Source organism: Flavobacterium anseongense (assembly GCF_021608185.1).
Classification (GTDB): domain Bacteria; phylum Bacteroidota; class Bacteroidia; order Flavobacteriales; family Flavobacteriaceae; genus Flavobacterium; species Flavobacterium anseongense.
The window spans coordinates 106687-126375 of the sequence record NZ_JAKIHN010000004.1 but is presented as its reverse complement, the minus strand read 5'-3'; the positions used below and the strand labels follow the sequence as shown (position 1 = coordinate 126375).

The window sequence follows — 19689 nt, the reverse complement described above, 5'->3', positions numbered from 1 at the left end:
CATTCATTTAATAAATTATAAATCATGAAAAGAAGAAACTTTATCGCCAATACAGCACTTGCTGCTATCGGTATTACAGCAACTCTTGCAACATCTTGCAACACTAAATATGATACTGCAAAATCAGAAAGCAATGATGCTTCAACCGAAGATGATTTTGAATTAAATGAAATCACTATCGCTGAACTTCAGGAAAAAATGAAGTCCGGAAAATATACTTCTGAACAAATCACAAAACTATATCTAGACAGAATTGAAGCCATTGATAAAAATGGTCCAAAATTAAATGCTGTCATTGAACTAAATCCGGAAGCTTTAGAAATTGCAAAAGCGATGGACAAAGAGCGAAAAGAAGGTAAAATCAGAGGAAATCTTCATGGCATTCCAATATTGATTAAAGACAATATCGACACAGCAGATAAAATGATGACAACAGCCGGTTCATTGGCATTAGTTGGTAATATTGCTTCCAATGATGCTTTTATCGTAAAAAAATTACGAGATGCAGGTGCAGTATTACTCGGAAAAACAAACTTAAGCGAATGGGCAAACTTTCGTTCCAGTTCCTCATGTTCGGGTTGGAGCAGTCGAGGTGGACAAACCAAAAATCCTTATATACTTGACCATTCACCATGTGGTTCGAGTTCAGGTTCAGGTGCTGCTGTTGCTGCTAATCTTTGCGCTGTTGCTGTTGGAACAGAAACCGATGGTTCGGTTGTTTGTCCGGCATCGTCAAACGGAACGGTGGGCATAAAACCAACAGTTGGACTACTAAGCCGTTCTGGAATTATACCTATTTCGCATACACAAGATACAGCCGGACCAATAGCAAGAACGGTGACAGATGCTGTCATGCTTTTAGAAACTATGATTGGGGTTGATGATGCTGATATTGTAACTAAAGAAAGCATAGGGCAATCAAGACGGAATTACACTGAGTCTTTAAAAACGGATGGATTAAAAGGAAAAAGGATTGGTATTGAAAAAAAGAAATATACAAATCCTCTGCTGAACAAATTATTAGAAAAAGCCACCAGCCTTATGAAACAAAAAGGAGCTACTATAGTTGAAATAGAATACCTTGACAAAATTAACGCTAATGGAGATGCAGAATTTGAGGTTTTACAATTTGAATTCAAATATGGTGTAAACAAGTATTTGGCTTCTGCAAACTCCAAAATGAAATCCCTGGAAGATGTTATAGCTTTTAACAAAAAAAACGAAGCTAAAGCGATGCCGACTTTTAAGCAGGAAACACTTGAAATGTGTCAGAAAAAAGCAGGATTAGAAAGCAAAGAGTATCAAAAAGCCTTAACAAAAAGTCACGTTGATGTCAAAAACATGATTGATAAAGTAATGAAAGATAACAAGCTTGACGCTATTTCAGGATTAACGATGGGACCAGCTTGCAGCATTGATGTCATTTATGGTGACCGTTGGGGCGATGTTTTTCTGACTTCTCCTGCGGCAATGAGTGGCTATCCACATATTAGTGTTCCTTGCGGAAAAGTATATGATTTACCGGTTGGTCTTTCTTTTTTCAGTGGTGCTTATCAGGAAGGAGAGATAATAAGCATGGCGTATGCCTATGAACAAGCATCGAAAAACAGAATGAAACCTGAATTTAAAAAGGCATTTTTAGACTAATAAAAAAACCTGATGTTTGGGTCATCAGGTTTTTTGTTTTGCATGAATTGGGTTAAATTATATCTATTCCGTTTTCTTCCAGTATTCCCAAAAGATAACTACTTTGACTAGGATTGTATTTTTCGATTCCGCTTTGATACCATTTAGAAATAACATCAATCTGGAAAGCAGTATAATCGTCATCATTTATACTAATTCCAAGCATTCCTGCCAAAAGAAAATCTTCTAAAACTTTATTAGTTACAATTAATTTAGGAATGCCATGAATGATTTTACCATTCATTCGTTCATAATCTAATCTTCCCTGATTGAATCCAAAAACATAAGCATCGCTTTGATTTTCTTCTATTTTTAAATATGGATTTAAACCATTGGAAAAACCTTGTAAATAATCTTGTCTGTATACTGGGCTGAATATATTCTTCATAAGTAGAAGTGTTGTGGTATTGAAATTCTAATCAAACTTATAGAGAATAATTTAGTAATTATCTAAAAATCGTTTAAAGGAAAAAAAACTCTTCAAATCACAACACGAGTGACGTTAGTCGATAAAATAAAAGTAAAAAACCTGATGAAATTCACCAGGCTTTTATTTTGAAAATAACTTTTAGTTATTATTTCCCATTAATCCAACCTACGATTGCAGCGTCTGTTGGCAATACTCTTGGAGATAATACTTTTACTAATTCTCCTTGCTCATTGATTAGATATTTTTGGAAATTCCATTCTACTTCGCTGTCTTGTAAACCGTTTTTACTTTTTTGTGTTAAGAACTTATATACATCATCCATATCACTTCCTTTTACCGAAATTTTGCTCATCATTGGGAATGTAACTCCATAATTCATTTCACAGAATTTGGCAATTTGCTCATTACTTCCGGGTTCCTGTGCCCCAAAATTGTTCGCCGGAAAACCAACTATAACAAAATTAAGGTCTTTATACTTTTTATAAATGGCTTCTAAATCTTTGTACTGTGGCGTTAATCCACATTCTGACGCCGTATTGACAATCAAGATTTTCTTTCCTTTTAACGAAGCAAAGTCAAATTCTTTGCCATATAAATCTGTTACTTTAAATTGATAAATTGTCTCTGCCGAAACGGCTGCTTGTGTTTCCATTGTTTTAGTATTTGATTTAGTATTCTGTGCCTGATTTTGACAACTCCAAAGCAGCAATAAACTGCAACTTATTAGTAAAGATTTCTTCATAGCTTATTTTTTTTATAAAATTAGACAATATTTTTATAGCAGGTGTTATACAATTCCTAAAGTTTTATTAATACTAAAAAAGCTCAGTGTTGTAGGTGTCACCGAGCTTTCAACAAAAGCAATAGATTAATAATTTTAAAACTAAACTCCTATTGCAACCAAAACAATTTCATAGCAAATTCTTCCGTAACTTTATATTCGCTAAAAAGATGCATTTGGTTTTTTTTTCTTTTTTAAAACCAAAATATAAAACATCTCGTATGTAAAACTTTATATTACTATTTTTACAACTAAACAAACAAGACAATGACACAAGAAGAACTATTACCCTTATTATTAAGGAAGGAAGAAAGGGCTTTTACACTGCTGTATGACATGTATTCAAAAAGTCTTTTCAGCATCATTACCAATTTGATTAAAGATCGTGAAGAAGCAGAAGATGTGCTTCAGGAAGTGTTTGTCAAGATTTGGAAAAACATCGACACTTATAATCAAAGCAAAGGACGCTTGTATACTTGGATGCTTAATATCACCCGAAATACAGCTATCGACAAGCTCCGTTCTAAAGGTTTTAACAACAGCCAAAAAAACCTGTCTTCTGATAATTTCGTACATCTGTTGGATGACAGTAATAAATTAACGAATAAAATTGATAGCATTGGTCTAAGAGATTTTGTGAACAAACTCAAGCCGAAATGTATTCAGTTAATTGATTTATTGTTCTTCAAAGGATTTACACAACAAGAGGCTTCAGATGAATTGGCCATTCCTCTTGGAACTGTAAAAACCCAAAATCGAATGTGTATGAACGACCTACGAAATTTTTTAAAAGTATAAATGGAAACTAAAGAATATATAAACTCAGGAATTTTGGAGCTTTATGTTTATGGTTTGTTAAGCGAATCAGAAAACGATGAAGTTACTGCTATGGCATTCAAAAATGCAGAAGTTAAAGAAGAAATTGTATCAATAGAAAAGGCAATCATAAACCTTTCGAGCAGTTTTTCTCCTTTTATTTCGCATAGTCAGTTTGAAAAAATAAAAGCACAACTCGAGCTGAAACACGGCAAAGTTGTATCTATGAAATCCGGAAGCAGCCGTATAACTTATTTGGGCTGGGCAGCTTCTATCCTATTGCTGATTGGTATTGGTTTTCAATATTCAAAATTGAATCAAGCCAATAATCAAGTGGTAACTATCGAGAACGAAAAATTGAAACTACAAGAAACAGTAGTTGATTTAGAAACGAAAAACAAAGAAACAGAAACTGTTTTAAATGTAATTCGAGATGAAACCAATACAGTTATTTCTCTTGGCGGACAAGCAGCTGCACCGACAGCTAAAGCAAAAATCTACTGGAACAAACAAACTCAGGTTGTTTATGTAGATGCCAGTGGATTACCGGAACCCCCAAAAGGAAAGGAATACCAAATCTGGTCGCTTAAATTGCAACCGCAGTTAACACCAACCAGTATTGGTATGTTAAGTAATTTCAGCGCCAACAGAAGCAAAGTATTTGCTGTAGAGAAAACCGGAGACGCCGAAGCATTTGGGATAACATTAGAACCGGCAGGCGGAAGTGCATCGCCTACAATGGAACAATTATACACTTTGGGAAAAGTCTAAAAATCTATGTCAAATAAACAATAGTCAAAAAAGGTTCAACTTGCGTTGAACCTTTTTTATTTCTTTTCTCTTTCTTCTTTTGTCACCCTGAGCTTGTCGAAGGACTATTTTCTCTTATAATACTTACGATACTTAGGATACGTAACTATTCCAATCAAACTTATAGTTCCAATAGAATACCAAATCCAGCTTAATGATTTTGCTTCACCACTCGCATAAGAATGTAAACCTGTCAAGTGGAAATTCACTCCATAATACGTAAATAATATCGAAAGGAAAGCAAACATTGCCATCAGGTTAAACAACCATTTATTACGTAATGCCGGAACAAATCGGGCATGAATTACAAAAGCATACACCATAATACTAATCAAAGCCCAAGTCTCCTTTGGATCCCAACCCCAATATCTTCCCCAACTTTCATTCGCCCATTGTCCGCCAAGAAAGTTTCCTATTGAAAGCATTACCAATCCAACTGTCAACGCCATTTCATTAATGATGGTTATTTCTTTGATGTTCAGTTCCATTTTGGCTTTGTTCTTTTCGGTGGTGAAAAGCATCAATAACAAGGATACAAAACCTAATATCATTCCCAATGCAAATGGTCCGTAACTTGCCACAATAACCGCTACGTGTATCATCAGCCAATAGGAATTTAACACTGGTTGCAGATTTGCAATCTCTGGGTCAATCCAATTCGCGTAAGCTGCTGTTAATACCATTGCCGATACAAAAGCACAGGCAGCAACGGTAAGTTTAGAATTGCTCTTATAGTAAATTCCAAAAAGTGTATTCACTATATATTTACCTGAAAAAGTTGGTTTTCTCTTTTCCCATGCAAATGCCAATCCGAAGAACATGGTTGACCAGGCAACATAAACAATAGCTTCATAAGCATTACTCCACGGTGCATGTCCCGAAATATACCAACGGAAAATTAAGGCAGTGGTATGCAGTGTAAACATCAATGCGATAGCAATATGAGCACAGTTGATTAATATGTTCGTTACTCTTCTTTCCTTAAAAATATTGATAACAATAAACAAAAACATCAGTGCTGCAGCTGTCAGATACCAATAAGGTAATTTCTGCAGTACATCGTATTTGTTATACAGTATTTCATATTCTATCTTTTTGTCCGATGGGCGAACGGCTTTTCCAAATTTCTTTTGGTAGTTTTCCATGCCAACCAAATACGTATTTGCCATCGTATAATTGTTATCCTGTGCAGCTTTCAGTAATGCATCAAGATAAATTGGCAACGCATTTTTAATCGTGTCTAAAGCTGTCCCTGTCGGATGACTGGCTTCTAAAAACGAAACCCATTTATTATTGGTGTCTTTTGGTATTGGGAATATCCGCAATATTTTTCCGCTTAATGCTGCATTCAACAAATTGACTTTTTTATCTGTCTCTACAAAGTCTTTTTCAAACTGATTTGGATTTGCTGCTTTATAAGCTTCATCTAAATAAGGTGATAATTTATAATTGCCTCTTTCATCAAAACAAGAACGGAAGGTTGCATATTTTGCATCCGATTTAATTCCGAGAATTTTTCGGATACTGTCATTCCCGCTTTTAATATAAATTAAAGGAACTTCAAACCAAACGGCCGGAAACTGTGTCATCGAGATAAATGCCTGATCGGAATTCATTTCGCCATACTTGTTATTATGACTTACTTTTCGCAACAATTCGGAAGAAAAGGTATTGATGGGTTTCATTCTTCCACCGTCATCCTGAATAACCAATCGTCCAAATTGAGCGGCATGCTTTTCGGAGACTTTGTATTTATTCAATATAGAATCAAGTTGTTTTGACGAAGGCAACTCATTGTGAGCACCATGATTTTGAGCCAATCCATTAAAAGAAATCAGCAAAATTAGTACTGATAAAAGTTTGGCTTTCTTCTTTTTTACATTTTCCAGTTTTCGCTTCAAATCATCAAAACGGGTGTTTTTGGTAAATAATATGGCCATCAAACAAAAGAACAATATAAAATAACCGATATAAGTTATCGTTGTTCCCCAAAAATCATGATTTACAGAAAGTACCGTTCCTTTTTCGTCAGGATCAAACGAAGCCTGGAAGAAACGATATCCTTTGTGATCCAAAATATGATTCATATATATTCGGGCATCATACGTTTTGGTAGAATCCAGAACAGTAACTTTGCTTTCATAAGACGAATAGCTTTTCTCAGTTCCGGGATATTTTTGGGCTATAAAATCATTGAGTTTTATTTTGAATGGCAATTCATAAACTTTACTTCCAAAACTCAAAGTAAATTCAAGGTTTCCGAGTTTAACAATCTTTGGTTCGCCTTGTTTTCCTTTTGAACCTACAAGCGTAACTTCTTGTTCTTTACCATCGGTTTTTATCAGTAATGTAAGTGCATCATCTCCGTTTTTAGCTTTGAAATTTCCGCTGGCTTCATAGGTTTTGATTCCTTTTTTTGGTTGATCCGGAATAACAAATTGTGCGCCTCCAACGTTATATAACGAACGATACATCAACTGCTGAACAGAATCTTTGGTTACTTTTCCCTGTAATTTATCTGCCATTCGCATGAATTGACCATCAAACGGAGACGAAATTGTATTGGTTTTTGTATCAATATTAATCGCACCTTTTGTTGGCTTATTCAACGCAAAAAGCACATTGTGAATATCCTGAATTTCGCCTTCCTTCAGCATGTGTTCGTGACGCGTTCCTCCGCCCGATTCTACTAACCTCAGATAAATATCGCCAGTTGCTGATTCTTTGACAGTTTCTTTGGCATCGAGCACAAAGTTTTTATATTCGACTTCAAACGGAATTTGAGCAAAATTATCATCAATAGAAAAATGATTATTCGCAACCGGTGAAAGCAACAATGGTTTTTCAAAAATGCGACGCATCATTTTCCCTTCGTAGATACCATCCACATAAACAGTCAAATAATTTTTATCTGAATAAAACTGGTTGGAAGCTGCGCCTTCACGGATTGGCATCATTCCTTCAAAGCTGATATATCGGGTAATAAAAGCACCTGAAATAATAAAAATAAAAGACAAATGCAGTAATAAAGTGGCCCATTTTTCTTTTTTGTACAATTGGTAACGTTTGATATTTCCAATAAAATTAATCACAAAAAACAACATAATAGCTTCGAACCACCAGGCGTTATAAACCCAAATTCGTGCTGTGTCGGTATTGTATTTACTTTCTATGAATGTTCCGGCAGCCATCGCGACAGCAAAACCAAGAAACAAAAAAGCCATTAAACGTGTAGAGAATAAAATCGAGTATATTTTCTTTTCCATAGAATTGGAATAATATTTTTAAAAAAAGTGATACAAAAGTAGGCAAAAATGTTGATTGTATTTAGGGTTTAACAATTGATTAATCATATAAATTTCAGTTTTATTAAAGCCATAAAAAAAATCAGTATTTTTATTGATATTTTAGGAAGAAATCAACCATAAGTACCATTGTAGAAGCCAAAAAAGATAGTTTAATTTGTGTTATCAATATCATTTCTATGATTACCGTTTGCATCATCGAAGACATAAAAGAAATTCAACACGGATTGCAAAGCATTATTGAAAGTGACAATCGTTTTTCGCTGCTCAAGTGTTTTGACAACGCTGAAGATGCCATTATTGAACTTCCGCAACTGCAACCCGATGTTGTAATCACCGATATTAATTTGCCTCAAAAAAGCGGGATTGACTGCATCATACAGGTCAAATCGCAGCAGGAAGAAATGCAGTTCATTATGTTTACGATTTACGAAGATAATGATCAGGTTTTTGAAGCCTTAAAAGCCGGAGCAAATGGTTATATCTTAAAGAACACTTCACCCGAAAAAATCATTGAATCATTAATTGAATTACACGAAGGCGGAAGTCCGATGTCGCCCAAAATTGCCCGAAAAGTACTTTCTTCATTCAACATAAAAAACACAACGAATGATTTGATTTCAAAACGCGAACAGGAAGTATTAGAGTTATTAAGCAAAGGCTATTTGTATAAGGAAATTGCCGATAAACTCAATATAACACTGAGCACAGTTAAAAGGCATTTAAACCATATTTACCAAAAACTTCAGGTGCAAAACAAAACCGAAGCCATCAACAAAATGTATGGTCGCTAAAATGCAAAAAAGAATATTCTTCATATTACTACTCTTTGGAATTACTATAACAGTAAAGGCACAATCGAATGAATTTATATTCAAAAACTATGATATTCAGGATGGCTTATGTGATAATAATATCAATTCGATGATTGAAGATGACAAAGGCTTTATCTGGATTGGAACCAAAGAAGGATTGAGTCGTTTTGACGGAGCTGAGTTTCGCAATTTTTATTTTACTCCCAATGGCGGAAATACAGGAAGTTATTCTAGCTTACAGAATTTTGGAATCGACAGAATTTTACTTCTCTACAACTTCCGATTAGCTCTTTTAAATACTGCCAGTCAATCACTGAAAATCATACCCCAATTTAAAAATCAGCAAATCCTTGAAATTACACAACTGAACCGGAATCTCTTTGCACTAAATGCCTCAGACCATTTCATCCTCATTGACAACCAATTCAACATTGTTGGCAAAATTAAACCTAAAGGTAAAATTTACAGCTTCTTATTTATTAGAAAATTATCTCAAAATACCTTTCTTGTTGGGAATTGTTTTGACTATTATCAATATGATTTAGCTGCCAAAAAGCTTACCCCTTTTCCTCTTGATATGCACAAATTTCAAAAAGGCAACTTCGCGCAATTTGAATTAAAATTTATCGATGAAAAAGAACAAAAAATTTATATAGGAGACTATTTCAGTGGATTGTATGTCTTTGATTTTGAAGGTCAATTGATTAAAAATTATCAAATTGGAGCTAATGAACTGTCATCCACCAATTTTATTGCCTTTGCAAAGGATAAAGAAAATGCCCTTTGGATTGGAACACATAAAGGAATAAATCGGATTAAAAACAATAAAGTTCAAATCATTGAACACCGTGATGAAAATGATTTGTCCGTTAAAAGCGATGCTATTTCTGCATTTCTTCTAGATAAAAACAATAATATGTGGATTGGAACCAGCCAGGGAATCAGTGTTTATAAAAACAAGCTGAATCTCAAAATTGGATCTATCCCAATTGTCAGCAAAAATGAAGTTGTAATCAATTCGATTGCTTTTTGTGATAACATGATGTATGTTGGGAGCTATTTAGACAATGTCTATAAAGTAACACCTGAACAGAAAAAAGCGGATGTTTTAAAAACTGAAACACGAATTTGGGGTATAAGCAATTATGACGATATTCTTTACTTTACTGGAGCTAATCCAACTAATGAAGTTGAATCCTATGACCCAGCAAAAGGTAAATTTTCAAAAACTAATTTTTTAAAAGAGAAATATCCCTTAACCGATATTATTACCCTTGTCTACAAACATTCCAACGGTGATTTTTGGTATAGCGGCAATGCCGGTGGAGGGTTTGTCAGAAAGGAAGCAGCTACCGGAAAACTAATTTCCTATTATAAAGACAAAAATGGCAAACCTTTATTTTCATCTTCCTATTATTCAAACGTATGTGAAGATGCTGATAAAAATCTTTGGTTTGCTGTAAATCGTTCTAATTTGTTATTGCAATGGAATTACAAAACACAGCAGTTTAAGGAAATTAATTTCAATGATTTTAATGAAACCAAAAACCATTATTTTGGCGGAATCACCGGATTAAAAATAGACAAGCAAAATGCCATCTGGATATCTTTTGAAGGCGGTGGAATCATCAAATTTAATCCACAAACCAACACCATCAAAAGTTATGATATGGCGCGTGGATTAAACACCAATTACATCTCGGATATTGAGTTTGACAACAAGGAAAGACTTTGGTTGATTTCGAGTAAAGGGGTCGGTTGTCTTGATACAAAAACCGACACCTTTTATCCAATGGATATTTGGGATGGATTTACTGATATTCCTGAGCATTATAATGTGCTGGAAATGGATGAAAGTCGAAACACTATGTGGATTGGTGCGCTTCAAAAACTTTATTATTTTAATCCGGATCAAGTACTGCAAGGCAAAAAAGTTTTGACCAAAGTCTATTTAGAATACTTAAAAGTAAATCAGAAGCAAACTGACATTTCAAAACACAAAACAGAATTTAAACCCAATGAAAACAGTCTGGAATTCCGTTTGGTGGCTGTAGATATAGAAACCGGCAAAAATCTGGAATACAGTTATCAACTAAAAGGTTTAAGTGATCAATGGATTGATTTAGAATCAAATCGAACCGTTTCGTTTCAGAAACTCAAAGCCGGTAATTATAGTTTTAATGCCCGTGTCAGAACCAAAGGCAGTAGGGATTGGGTTTATTTAGCCCACCCTTATTCGTTCAGCATAGCCCATTACTGGTATGAAACCTGGTGGTTTATGTTGTTGGCTTTTGTCTTAGTTGCCTTTCTCATTTGGGCTGTCATTTACTATAATTTTAAAAAGAAACTGGAAAAGCAAAAAGCCGTTGAAGAAGAGCGCAACCGAATTGCTGCTGATATGCACGATGATTTAGGCAGCGGATTGACTAAAATCACCTACTTAAGTCAAATGGCTTTACAAAAAGAGAATAACGCAGCATTATTGTCCAATATCAAAAGTACATCAACCGAATTGGTGGAAAGCATGAGTGAAATCATTTGGGCGATGAAAGAAGAGAATAACAGTTGTGAAGAATTGCTGTCGTATATCAAATTATATGCTCAGGAGTATTGTCAAAATAATCATTTGAATATTAGTTTTGATTATCCTGAAGAGGAAATGAACTTCGAAATTATTGGTGAAGTCAGACGCAATATTTTCCTAGCTATTAAAGAATGCCTGCACAATATAGTCAAACATGCTGAGGCCAAAAATGTTACTATAATAATTAAAAAGAAAGCAACTATTGACATTACCATTCAAGATGACGGAAAGGGAATGACAGTCAATTCAGAAAAGCACATTGGCGGAAACGGTTTAAATAACATCCACAAACGAATGGAAAAAATCAATGCCCAATTTACTATTGTCAATGACAATGGCACCACTATCCTATTCAAAATCCCATATAAAAATCAACCGAAAGGTTGATTGAACAGTTTTACTTAATACCATAACTTCGTTGGGTACATAATACTTTACCACGGTAGTTATGAAAAACCTCTACATCCTTTTTTCAACTCTTGTTTGCCTCAATACCTCACAAGCCCAGGTGGGCATTGGAACCACAACACCCGAAGCTACTCTCGATATCAGCTCCATGAATCTTACTTATCCTTTCAACAATGAAGGGTTGCTAATTCCCAGAGTTTCTGCGTTCCCTTTGAGTTCACCTACTGCAGCTCAAAACAGCATGCTCGTTTATTTAACAGTGCAGTACGGGACGTATGAACCCGGATTCTATTTTTGGGAAGCCCCTAGTAATTCATGGCAAAGGGTTGACGGTGATAAGAGTTGGAAGCTTTCGGGAAATACCAACACAAATCCTTTAAATGACTTCATTGGTACACGTGATGCTGCAGATGTTATCTTTAAACGAAATCTAAACATTTCCGGCATTATTGACGAGTCCAATACTTCATTTGGACAAAATTCATTGCAATCACCAACCTCAGGCACCGAAAATTGTGCTTTTGGAGTAGGAGCTTTATATAGTAATAATTCCGGAAACAGCAATATTGCCATTGGATACAATTCATTGATTCAAAATTATTCAGGAAATTCCAATATCGGGATCGGTAAATATTCCTTGAATTCAAATTACTTTGGAAATGAAAATAGTGCTGTAGGCAGTTATTCATTGTACTCCAATTATGATGGCATTTTCAACACAGCTTTCGGATACAATGCTGCTAAAAACAATACTTTAGGCGATGGCAATGTGAGTCTAGGCAACGAATCCTTATTTAATAATTACGACGGAGGTTACAATACAGCAGTTGGATATCGATCATTATACAGCAATGGTGGTGGCACCGACAATACTGCTGTTGGTTCATTTGCTGATATTTCAGGTACTACATATACCAATGCAACTGCCATAGGTTCCAGAGCATCTGTCGGAGCGAGTAATTCAATGGTTTTGGGCAGTATCAATGGTGTGAATGGTGCGACCAGCGATATTAATGTTGGAATAGGAACTACAACCCCACTCGATAAATTGCATGTGGTAGGCAATATCCGTATGGTTGACGGCAATCAGGGGAACGGAAAAGTCCTTACCTCTGATGCCAATGGTAAAGCCTCATGGCAAAATCCAGCGGGAAATAGCGGGTGGGGTTTATCAGGAAATTCCGGAACAAACCCTTCAACCAATTTTATTGGAACCACAGACAACAACAATGTCATTTTTAAACGAAACAATGTCTTTTCGGGACAAATTGGATACAACAATACTTCCTTTGGAATAAACTCATTTGCTGAAAATTATGGTTGGGGAAATACTGCAATTGGCTATAATACGTTACAATACAGTTATAATGGAGAATTCAATACCGCACTTGGTGCTTCTGCATTACAAAATAATACATTTGGAGATAACAATACAGGATTAGGAGTTTATTCCTTGTCATCGAACACTGAAGGCAGCCAAAATACTGCGGTTGGAAAAGAATCATTATACACCAACACGTTCGGGTCCCGTAACACTGCTTTAGGTTTTAGGTCGTTATACAGCAATTCCACAGGCTATGAAAATACGGCGACAGGTTACAATGCGCTTAGAGATTGTGATAACGGTTTCGGAAATACTGTAAATGGCTACAATGCTGCTCAACACATTACCAATGGTAGTCATAACACAGCTGTTGGTTATCAAACTTTAGCAGGGAACTACACAGGCAATTACAACACTGCATTAGGGTATTATGCTACCGTTTCGGATAATATTAATAATGCCTCGGCGATTGGAGCTTTTTCGGTAGCTCAATACGATAACACATTAATTTTGGGAAGTATTGCCGGAATTAATACTGCCAGTAATACGGCAAAGGTTGGAATTGGAACAACTGATCCCCAAGAACGTTTACATGTAGCGGGAACTATCCGTTCGAGTGCATTGGCCGCAGGACCCTTATTTTCCTATGCTTTGATGGGAGATGAAGATGGAAATATTTTACCAATTGGCGGAGGAATGGGCGGACAAGTTCTGACCATGTCTAGTTATGGTCCGCAATGGCAAAACCCTGCTTCTCCTCCTACTACTTGGTGGAGTCTAACGGGGAATTCAGGAACTACAGCCGGAATCCATTTTATTGGCACTAATGATGATGTGGATTTACTTTTTAAAAGATCAGGAGTAGTTTCAGGAAGAATTGGCACCAGCAATACCTCTTTTGGAAATAATGCTGCCCTCGCAATCTCCTCAGGCACTAATAACAGTGCTTTTGGAGTTAGTGCCTTGCAAAGTAATAGTTCCGGAACACATAATACGGCTTTTGGAACCAACGTTCTTAAATCTAATACAACTGCCAGCTACAACACTGCCATTGGGTTCAATTCTTTATCTTCCAATTCAACAGGTATCCAAAATACAGCTACTGGCGCTTTTGCATTAGCTTATAGCTCTACTGCATCCTTTAATACGGCTAACGGCTACTATGCATTGTATGCCAATAGCACAGGAACTCTAAATACAGCTGTTGGAATCAATGCTCTTCAAAGTAACTCAACCGCAAGTTATAATACTGCCATTGGCGTCAATGCTTTAATTACCAATTCAACAGGGGAACAAAATACTGCTAACGGAGTGAATTCCTTATTCGGCAACACTACTGGCTATTACAACACTGCCACAGGAGTTAATGCACTTTATAAAAATACCACCGGTTATTACAATGTAGCAAATGGTCACAGTTCACTTTATAACAATACTACCGGATTTAGCAATACTGCTATTGGCATTAGCGCTTTATATAACAACAGTGCCGGCTGGGAAAATACGGCAGTTGGAATTAATGCGCTTTACAATAGTACCGGAAGTTACAATACAGCCGTTGGAAAAGGTGCTTTGAACAATGTTACTACGGGCTCTAACAACCTTGGTCTGGGTGATAATGCGGTTGTACCCAATGCGGCCGGCAATGATCAAATTCGTTTGGGCAATATTTTTATAGGATACTTGGGCTGTCAAGTGGCGCTAACCGTTACATCAGACAGACGCTGGAAGAGCGATATAGTTCCGTCTGATTTGGGTTTGGATTTTATTAAAAAATTGAATCCGGTTTCTTATTTCCGTACGCATGATAAGATGAAAAAACTGGAATATGGTTTTATTGCGCAGGAAGTAGAACAAGCGTTGGCCTTATCTGGAGCGAAAAATACCGGAATTTTGACCATAGATGATAATGGGTTTTATGGACTTCGCTACAATGATTTAATAGCACCAATGACCAAAGCCATTCAGGAGCAACAAAAGCTGATTGAAACACAAGAAGCCAAAATCCAATCACTGGAAGAACGACTAAAAGCGTTGGAAGAAAAAATAAACAAATAGTTTTTTCTGAATACGGTTTTGCTTGTCTGATAACTTCATTTTTTACTACTTTTACGGAATGATTTCAATCAGCATCATTGGTTCCGGAAATGTAGCGCAACACTTGATTACTGCTTTAAAAAAAGCAGAAGGAATCGAGTTAAAACAAGCAATGTCCCGCCAGGAAAATAGTCTGTCCCACCTACTCGATTCCAAAAAAATCATAACTGATTACAGCAAACTTCAAAAAGCAGATGTAATCATTATTGCGGTTTCTGACAATGCTATTTCTGAAGTTTCAAATCAAATTCAATTCGAAAATCAATTGATAGTTCATACTTCGGGAAGTATGAGTATTGATGCTTTAAACGACAAAAATCGCAAAGGTGTTTTTTATCCGCTGCAAACGTTTTCCAAATCAAAAGAAGTCGATTTTAAAATAATTCCGATTTGCCTCGAAGCGCAAAACGAAAATGACTTTCAAACTCTGGAAACCGTTGCTAAATCCATTTCAAACATTATTTACAAAGTCGATTCAGAACAGCGTAAAGCATTGCATATAGCCGCTATTTTTGTGTCTAATTTTGTCAATCATTTGTATCAGATTGGTAACGATATTTGCATCGAAAATGATTTATCATTTGACATTTTAAAGCCATTAATTCAGGAAACCGCTAACAAAATTTTAAGGCTTTCGCCAAATGAAGCGCAAACCGGACCAGCCAAGCGTAAAGACACTCAAATAATAAATGCACATTTGAACTTTTTGACTGATGATAATCAAAAGGAAATCTATAAATTGCTAACAAAATCTATTATCGATAATGGGAAAAAGCTATAAAGAAATACTGAACAACATCACGACTTTTATTTTTGATGTCGATGGCGTTTTGACGGATAGTTCCGTTCATGTTACTCCAACCGGTGAAATGCTTCGAATCATGAACATTCGCGATGGTTTTGCGATGAAGGCTGCTGTTGAAAGTGGTTATCATGTATGCATCATTTCGGGAGGAAATAATGAAGGTGTTCGCATCCGTTTGCAAAATTTAGGAATTACTGATATTCATTTGGCTTCACCTGATAAAGTAGCTACTTTTAATGAATACATTAAACAATACAATATAATTCCTGAACAAGTTTTATATATGGGTGATGATATCCCGGATTATCATGTGATGCAGCTAGTTGGGCTTCCTGTTTGTCCTCAAGATGCAAGCCAGGAAATAAAAGCTATCTGCAAATACATTTCACATAAAAAAGGCGGTAAAGGTGCTGTTCGTGAAATAATTGAACAAGTGATGAAAGTCCAAGGCAAATGGCATATGTACTATAATGGAAAACACGATTAAAGAGACAATTAGAAAATATAAATAAATGAAATACCTTAAACTAATACGTTACCAAAACCTACTGCTGCTTGCTTTTATGCAGTTACTTTTTCGTTATGGATTCTTAAAACTCAATACCTATTTATCATTAAGTGATTGGCAATACGGATTATTGGTTTTGGCAACCGTTTTAATTGCAGCCGCCGGATATGTTATCAATGATATTTTGGATCAGGCAACTGATTATGATAATGATAAAGTAATTGTTGGCAAATTCATTTCAGAAAAAGCAGCTTATAACTTATACTTTATACTAAATATAACTGGCGTTGGAATAGGATATTATTTAGCCAGCATAATTCAAAAACCCAGCTTTGCGGGAGCTTTTATAATAATTTCTGCTACATTGTATATGTATGCTACGAGTTTGAAACAAATGCTTTTGATAGGTAATATCATTGTCGCACTGCTCCTATCGTTTAGTGTGATTATCATTGGGCTTTTCGATTTATTGCCTGCTACTTATGAAGGCAACCAAAAACAAATGGGGCTAATTTTTTCGGTATTGATTGACTATGCAATTTTTGCTTTTATCATAAACCTGATTCGCGAAATAGTTAAAGACATGGAAGATGTTGAGGGTGATACAAATGCCGGAATGAGCACTTTACCGATTGCAGTTGGATTAAATAAAACTTCTAAAATAGTCGCAGTATTAGGTATAATTGCTACAGTAATTTTGCTTTGGTATTTGAATTCTAATTTAATGTCATCAAAGCTTTATTATGCTGTCATTTATGGCTTACTCTTTGTTGTGGCGCCAATGATTTTCTTTGTGGTTAAAATTTGGAATGCCAAAGAAAAGGAAGAGTTTCATTTGCTAAGCAATGTCTTGAAATGGATAATCTTTTTTGGAATACTCTCCATTTTAGTTATCAATTTAAACATAATGCAGAATGTTAAGGGATAAACTCAAAGCTTATAAAATAATCTTAGCTTCAGGTTCACCCAGAAGGCAACAGTTTTTCAAAGATTTAGATTTGGATTTCGAAATTCGGTTAAAAGATATTGAAGAAATTTATCCTGATAATTTGCAAGGTGTTGAAATTACAAACTATTTAGCCCAACTCAAAGCCAATGCTTTTAATGGTGAAATAGCAGCAAACGAACTTTTGGTCACCAGCGACACTATTGTTTGGTTAAATAACAAAGCATTGGGAAAACCCAAAGATTATGATGATGCCTTTGCTATTTTGAAATCATTATCTAATGAAACTCATGAAGTAATTACGTCCGTTTGCTTTAAATCCATTAAAAAAACAGAAACCATTTTTGACATAACCAAAGTGACTTTTAATCAACTTTCAGATGAGGCCATTCATTATTATCTTGAAAATTACAAACCTTTCGATAAAGCCGGAGCTTATGGCATTCAGGAATGGATTGGGTTGGTTGGCATTACCAGAATTGATGGCTCCTACACCAATGTTGTTGGACTACCAACCGAAAAAGTATATCATTATTTAAGTCAGTACGATGCGAATATGTAAAGATTAACTATCTTTAAAAAAAATACTATGTCAGAAACATTGAAATATCCTTTCTTTATAAGGCTCGCAGCAATACTACTTTGTCTGATAGGAATATTTGTTATTTTGTACTTTGGACAGGATATTATTTTTCCAATACTGCTCTCTTTGCTTTTTGCTATTATTTTGCGACCTGTAGTTTCTTTTCTGATAAAAAGACTGCGGTTTCCACATTTTATTGCGGTAATTTTTGCTATTCTTTTGTTCGTCTTTTTTTTTCTGGGAGTCTTTTATTTTATTTCGCTTCAGATTAGTGATATGGCTGATGATTGGGGAAAAATTCAAAAAAATTTCTACTATCATATAGAACATTTTCAGCAATTAATCAGGGATAATTTTCATTTGAGCAAACGTGAGCAAAATGAAATTATTGACAATGCTGCAAAAAGCGGACTCAAATCCGGTAACGAAATTGTTGGCAGCACCTTAATTTCTTTCAGTGATTTATTACTTGACTTAACACTAATTCCGATTTATACTTTTCTGTTTTTATTGTATCAAAACCTTTTTATCACTTTTTTAACCAAACTATACAAACCTGAAAATCATAAAAAACTACGTGAAATTCTATTTCAAATAAAAATTGCAGTACAAAGCTATGTGGTTGGATTATTATTCGAAATGATTGCGGTTTCCTTACTAACTACTATTGGTTTGTATTTTATAGGAGTTGAATATTTCATTTTACTCGGAATCATAACCGGAATTTTAAATTTGGTTCCATATATTGGAATATTATTTGCCGGAGCATTAAGCATCGTAGTTTCGCTTTCAGGCTCTACCGATTTATCTATAGTTTTAGGGGTAATCGTTGTTAATATTATTGTACAGCTTATTGATAACAACATTTTAGTTCCTATGTTTGTCAGTTCAAAAGTGCAGATCAACGCATTTGTTTCAATAGTTGGTATTATTGTCGGCAACGTTTTGGGAGGTATAACCGGAATGTTTTTAGCTATTCCAATAATTGCTATTATAAAAGTAATTTTTGACCGGATAGATTCGCTTGAACCCTGGGGCTATTTATTGGGTGATGATTTGCCAAAAACCTATGAATGGCATAAAATCAAATTTCCACATTATAGTTATCATATTACGTCAACAAACGCTGATGTTGATACTGATTCAACACCAGCGATTCTGACTGATGATAGTTTTAAAGAAGATGAAAATAGCCCAAATGATACCGTTGCTAAATAGTTTTATTTAAGTATTTTTACATAAAAAAATTATGTCATTCTTCTCTAATCTAACCATAGAAGTTATTGCAACAGGAATTGTTTTGGCCGCTATTATATTCTTAAGAGTAATTTCAGCCAAACTAATTCGCCGTTACGCCAAATTATCGTCCATCATGGAACACCGGACTAATTTGGTTATAAAATACATTCATCTGTTAATAAATATCTTGGCAATAATTAGCCTTATTGTTATTTGGGGTGTTCAAAAAAAAGATATCCTTTTTACTTTATCATCCGTAACCACTGTTGTTGGCGTGGCAATGTTTGCCCAATGGTCTATCCTGAGCAATATTACTTCGGGCATTATTTTGTTTTTCTTTTTTCCTTTTCGAATTGGAGATATTATTCAGGTACATGATAAAGACTTCCCCATTCAGGCCGAAATTGAAGATATAAAAGCGTTTCATATTTACCTTAAAACCGATAAAGGAGAAAGAATTACCTATCCAAATAACTTACTGCTGCAAAAGGGCATTTCCATTATCACATCTGAATTTGAAGATAAAGAGTTTACAGATTGATAATTATACAA

The 19689-nt window shown here is 35.1% G+C and carries 15 protein-coding genes; 12 read left to right on the top strand and 3 right to left on the bottom strand.

Translation table 11 applies throughout. From position 1 onward, the window contains the following. Positions 1-24 precede the first annotated feature (24 nt). Positions 25-1647, top strand: a complete 1623-nt coding sequence (locus tag L1S35_RS07450; RefSeq protein WP_236398701.1) for an amidase — start codon at positions 25-27, stop codon at positions 1645-1647. A gap of 52 nt (positions 1648-1699) precedes the next feature. Here L1S35_RS07450 and L1S35_RS07445 read toward each other — a convergent pair whose 3' ends face one another. Both L1S35_RS07445 and L1S35_RS07440 read right to left on the bottom strand, forming a co-directional pair. Beyond that, entirely contained in the window at positions 1700-2074 is a 375-nt protein-coding gene (locus L1S35_RS07445; RefSeq protein WP_236398699.1) for a hypothetical protein, read from the bottom strand. 187 nt (positions 2075-2261) lie between these two features. After that, entirely contained in the window at positions 2262-2858 is a 597-nt protein-coding gene (locus L1S35_RS07440) for a glutathione peroxidase (protein ID WP_236398696.1), read from the bottom strand. A 306-nt stretch (positions 2859-3164) separates the two neighbouring features. On the opposite strand from L1S35_RS07440, the gene L1S35_RS07435 reads away from it, so the two are divergent. After that, complete coding sequence (locus L1S35_RS07435) at positions 3165-3695, top strand: RNA polymerase sigma factor (RefSeq protein ID WP_236398691.1); 531 nt, start codon at positions 3165-3167, stop codon at positions 3693-3695. Then, entirely contained in the window at positions 3696-4484 is a 789-nt protein-coding gene (locus tag L1S35_RS07430) for an anti-sigma factor (protein ID WP_236398689.1), read from the top strand. Between the two features lie 104 nt (positions 4485-4588). Here L1S35_RS07430 and L1S35_RS07425 read toward each other — a convergent pair whose 3' ends face one another. Next, on the bottom strand, positions 4589-7789 hold the full coding sequence (locus tag L1S35_RS07425) for a cytochrome c biogenesis protein CcsA (protein WP_236398687.1): 3201 nt from the start codon (positions 7787-7789) through the stop codon (positions 4589-4591). Between the two features lie 218 nt (positions 7790-8007). Between L1S35_RS07425 and L1S35_RS07420 the strand changes: the two genes are divergently transcribed. The 9 genes from L1S35_RS07420 (at position 8008) to L1S35_RS07380 (ending at position 19678) form a co-directional block, all read left to right on the top strand. After that, a complete protein-coding gene (locus L1S35_RS07420) occupies positions 8008-8622 on the top strand; it encodes a response regulator (protein WP_236398684.1) in 615 nt (204 codons plus the stop codon). Between the two features lies 1 nt (position 8623). Next, a complete protein-coding gene (locus L1S35_RS07415) occupies positions 8624-11614 on the top strand; it encodes a ligand-binding sensor domain-containing protein (protein WP_236398681.1) in 2991 nt (996 codons plus the stop codon). A 61-nt stretch (positions 11615-11675) separates the two neighbouring features. Next, entirely contained in the window at positions 11676-15017 is a 3342-nt protein-coding gene (locus L1S35_RS07410) for a tail fiber domain-containing protein (RefSeq protein ID WP_236398678.1), read from the top strand. A gap of 58 nt (positions 15018-15075) precedes the next feature. Next, entirely contained in the window at positions 15076-15837 is a 762-nt protein-coding gene (locus tag L1S35_RS07405) for a Rossmann-like and DUF2520 domain-containing protein (protein ID WP_236398675.1), read from the top strand. Beyond that, positions 15821-16348 (top strand): KdsC family phosphatase, encoded by a 528-nt coding sequence (locus tag L1S35_RS07400; protein ID WP_236398672.1) that lies wholly within the window; start codon positions 15821-15823, stop codon positions 16346-16348. The genes L1S35_RS07405 and L1S35_RS07400 overlap by 17 nt, the downstream gene beginning before the upstream one ends. Positions 16349-16373: 25 nt before the next feature. Further along, on the top strand, positions 16374-17297 hold the full coding sequence (locus L1S35_RS07395) for a geranylgeranylglycerol-phosphate geranylgeranyltransferase (protein ID WP_236398670.1): 924 nt from the start codon (positions 16374-16376) through the stop codon (positions 17295-17297). After that, entirely contained in the window at positions 17284-17877 is a 594-nt protein-coding gene (locus L1S35_RS07390) for a Maf-like protein (RefSeq protein WP_236398667.1), read from the top strand. The genes L1S35_RS07395 and L1S35_RS07390 overlap by 14 nt, the downstream gene beginning before the upstream one ends. 27 nt (positions 17878-17904) lie before the next feature. Then, on the top strand, positions 17905-19116 hold the full coding sequence (locus tag L1S35_RS07385; protein ID WP_236398664.1) for an AI-2E family transporter: 1212 nt from the start codon (positions 17905-17907) through the stop codon (positions 19114-19116). Positions 19117-19147: 31 nt separating this feature from the next. Continuing rightward, a complete protein-coding gene (locus L1S35_RS07380; RefSeq protein WP_236398661.1) occupies positions 19148-19678 on the top strand; it encodes a mechanosensitive ion channel family protein in 531 nt (176 codons plus the stop codon). Positions 19679-19689: the final 11 nt, after the last annotated feature.

Excerpts from the sequence above, each read along its gene's own strand:
- L1S35_RS07400 (WP_236398672.1), top strand. The coding sequence starts at position 15,821 with ATGGGAAAAAGCTATAAAGAAATACTGAACAACATCACGACTTTTATT.
- L1S35_RS07410 (WP_236398678.1), top strand. The coding sequence starts at position 11,676 with ATGAAAAACCTCTACATCCTTTTTTCAACTCTTGTTTGCCTCAATACC.
- L1S35_RS07420 (WP_236398684.1), top strand. The coding sequence starts at position 8,008 with ATGATTACCGTTTGCATCATCGAAGACATAAAAGAAATTCAACACGGA.
- L1S35_RS07390 (WP_236398667.1), top strand. The coding sequence starts at position 17,284 with ATGTTAAGGGATAAACTCAAAGCTTATAAAATAATCTTAGCTTCAGGT.
- L1S35_RS07385 (WP_236398664.1), top strand. The coding sequence starts at position 17,905 with ATGTCAGAAACATTGAAATATCCTTTCTTTATAAGGCTCGCAGCAATA.
- L1S35_RS07425 (WP_236398687.1), bottom strand. The coding sequence starts at position 7,789 with ATGGAAAAGAAAATATACTCGATTTTATTCTCTACACGTTTAATGGCT.
- L1S35_RS07435 (WP_236398691.1), top strand. The coding sequence starts at position 3,165 with ATGACACAAGAAGAACTATTACCCTTATTATTAAGGAAGGAAGAAAGG.
- L1S35_RS07430 (WP_236398689.1), top strand. The coding sequence starts at position 3,696 with ATGGAAACTAAAGAATATATAAACTCAGGAATTTTGGAGCTTTATGTT.
- L1S35_RS07380 (WP_236398661.1), top strand. The coding sequence starts at position 19,148 with ATGTCATTCTTCTCTAATCTAACCATAGAAGTTATTGCAACAGGAATT.
- L1S35_RS07450 (WP_236398701.1), top strand. The coding sequence starts at position 25 with ATGAAAAGAAGAAACTTTATCGCCAATACAGCACTTGCTGCTATCGGT.
- L1S35_RS07405 (WP_236398675.1), top strand. The coding sequence starts at position 15,076 with ATGATTTCAATCAGCATCATTGGTTCCGGAAATGTAGCGCAACACTTG.
- L1S35_RS07445 (WP_236398699.1), bottom strand. The coding sequence starts at position 2,074 with ATGAAGAATATATTCAGCCCAGTATACAGACAAGATTATTTACAAGGT.
- L1S35_RS07440 (WP_236398696.1), bottom strand. The coding sequence starts at position 2,858 with ATGAAGAAATCTTTACTAATAAGTTGCAGTTTATTGCTGCTTTGGAGT.
- L1S35_RS07415 (WP_236398681.1), top strand. The coding sequence starts at position 8,624 with ATGCAAAAAAGAATATTCTTCATATTACTACTCTTTGGAATTACTATA.
- L1S35_RS07395 (WP_236398670.1), top strand. The coding sequence starts at position 16,374 with ATGAAATACCTTAAACTAATACGTTACCAAAACCTACTGCTGCTTGCT.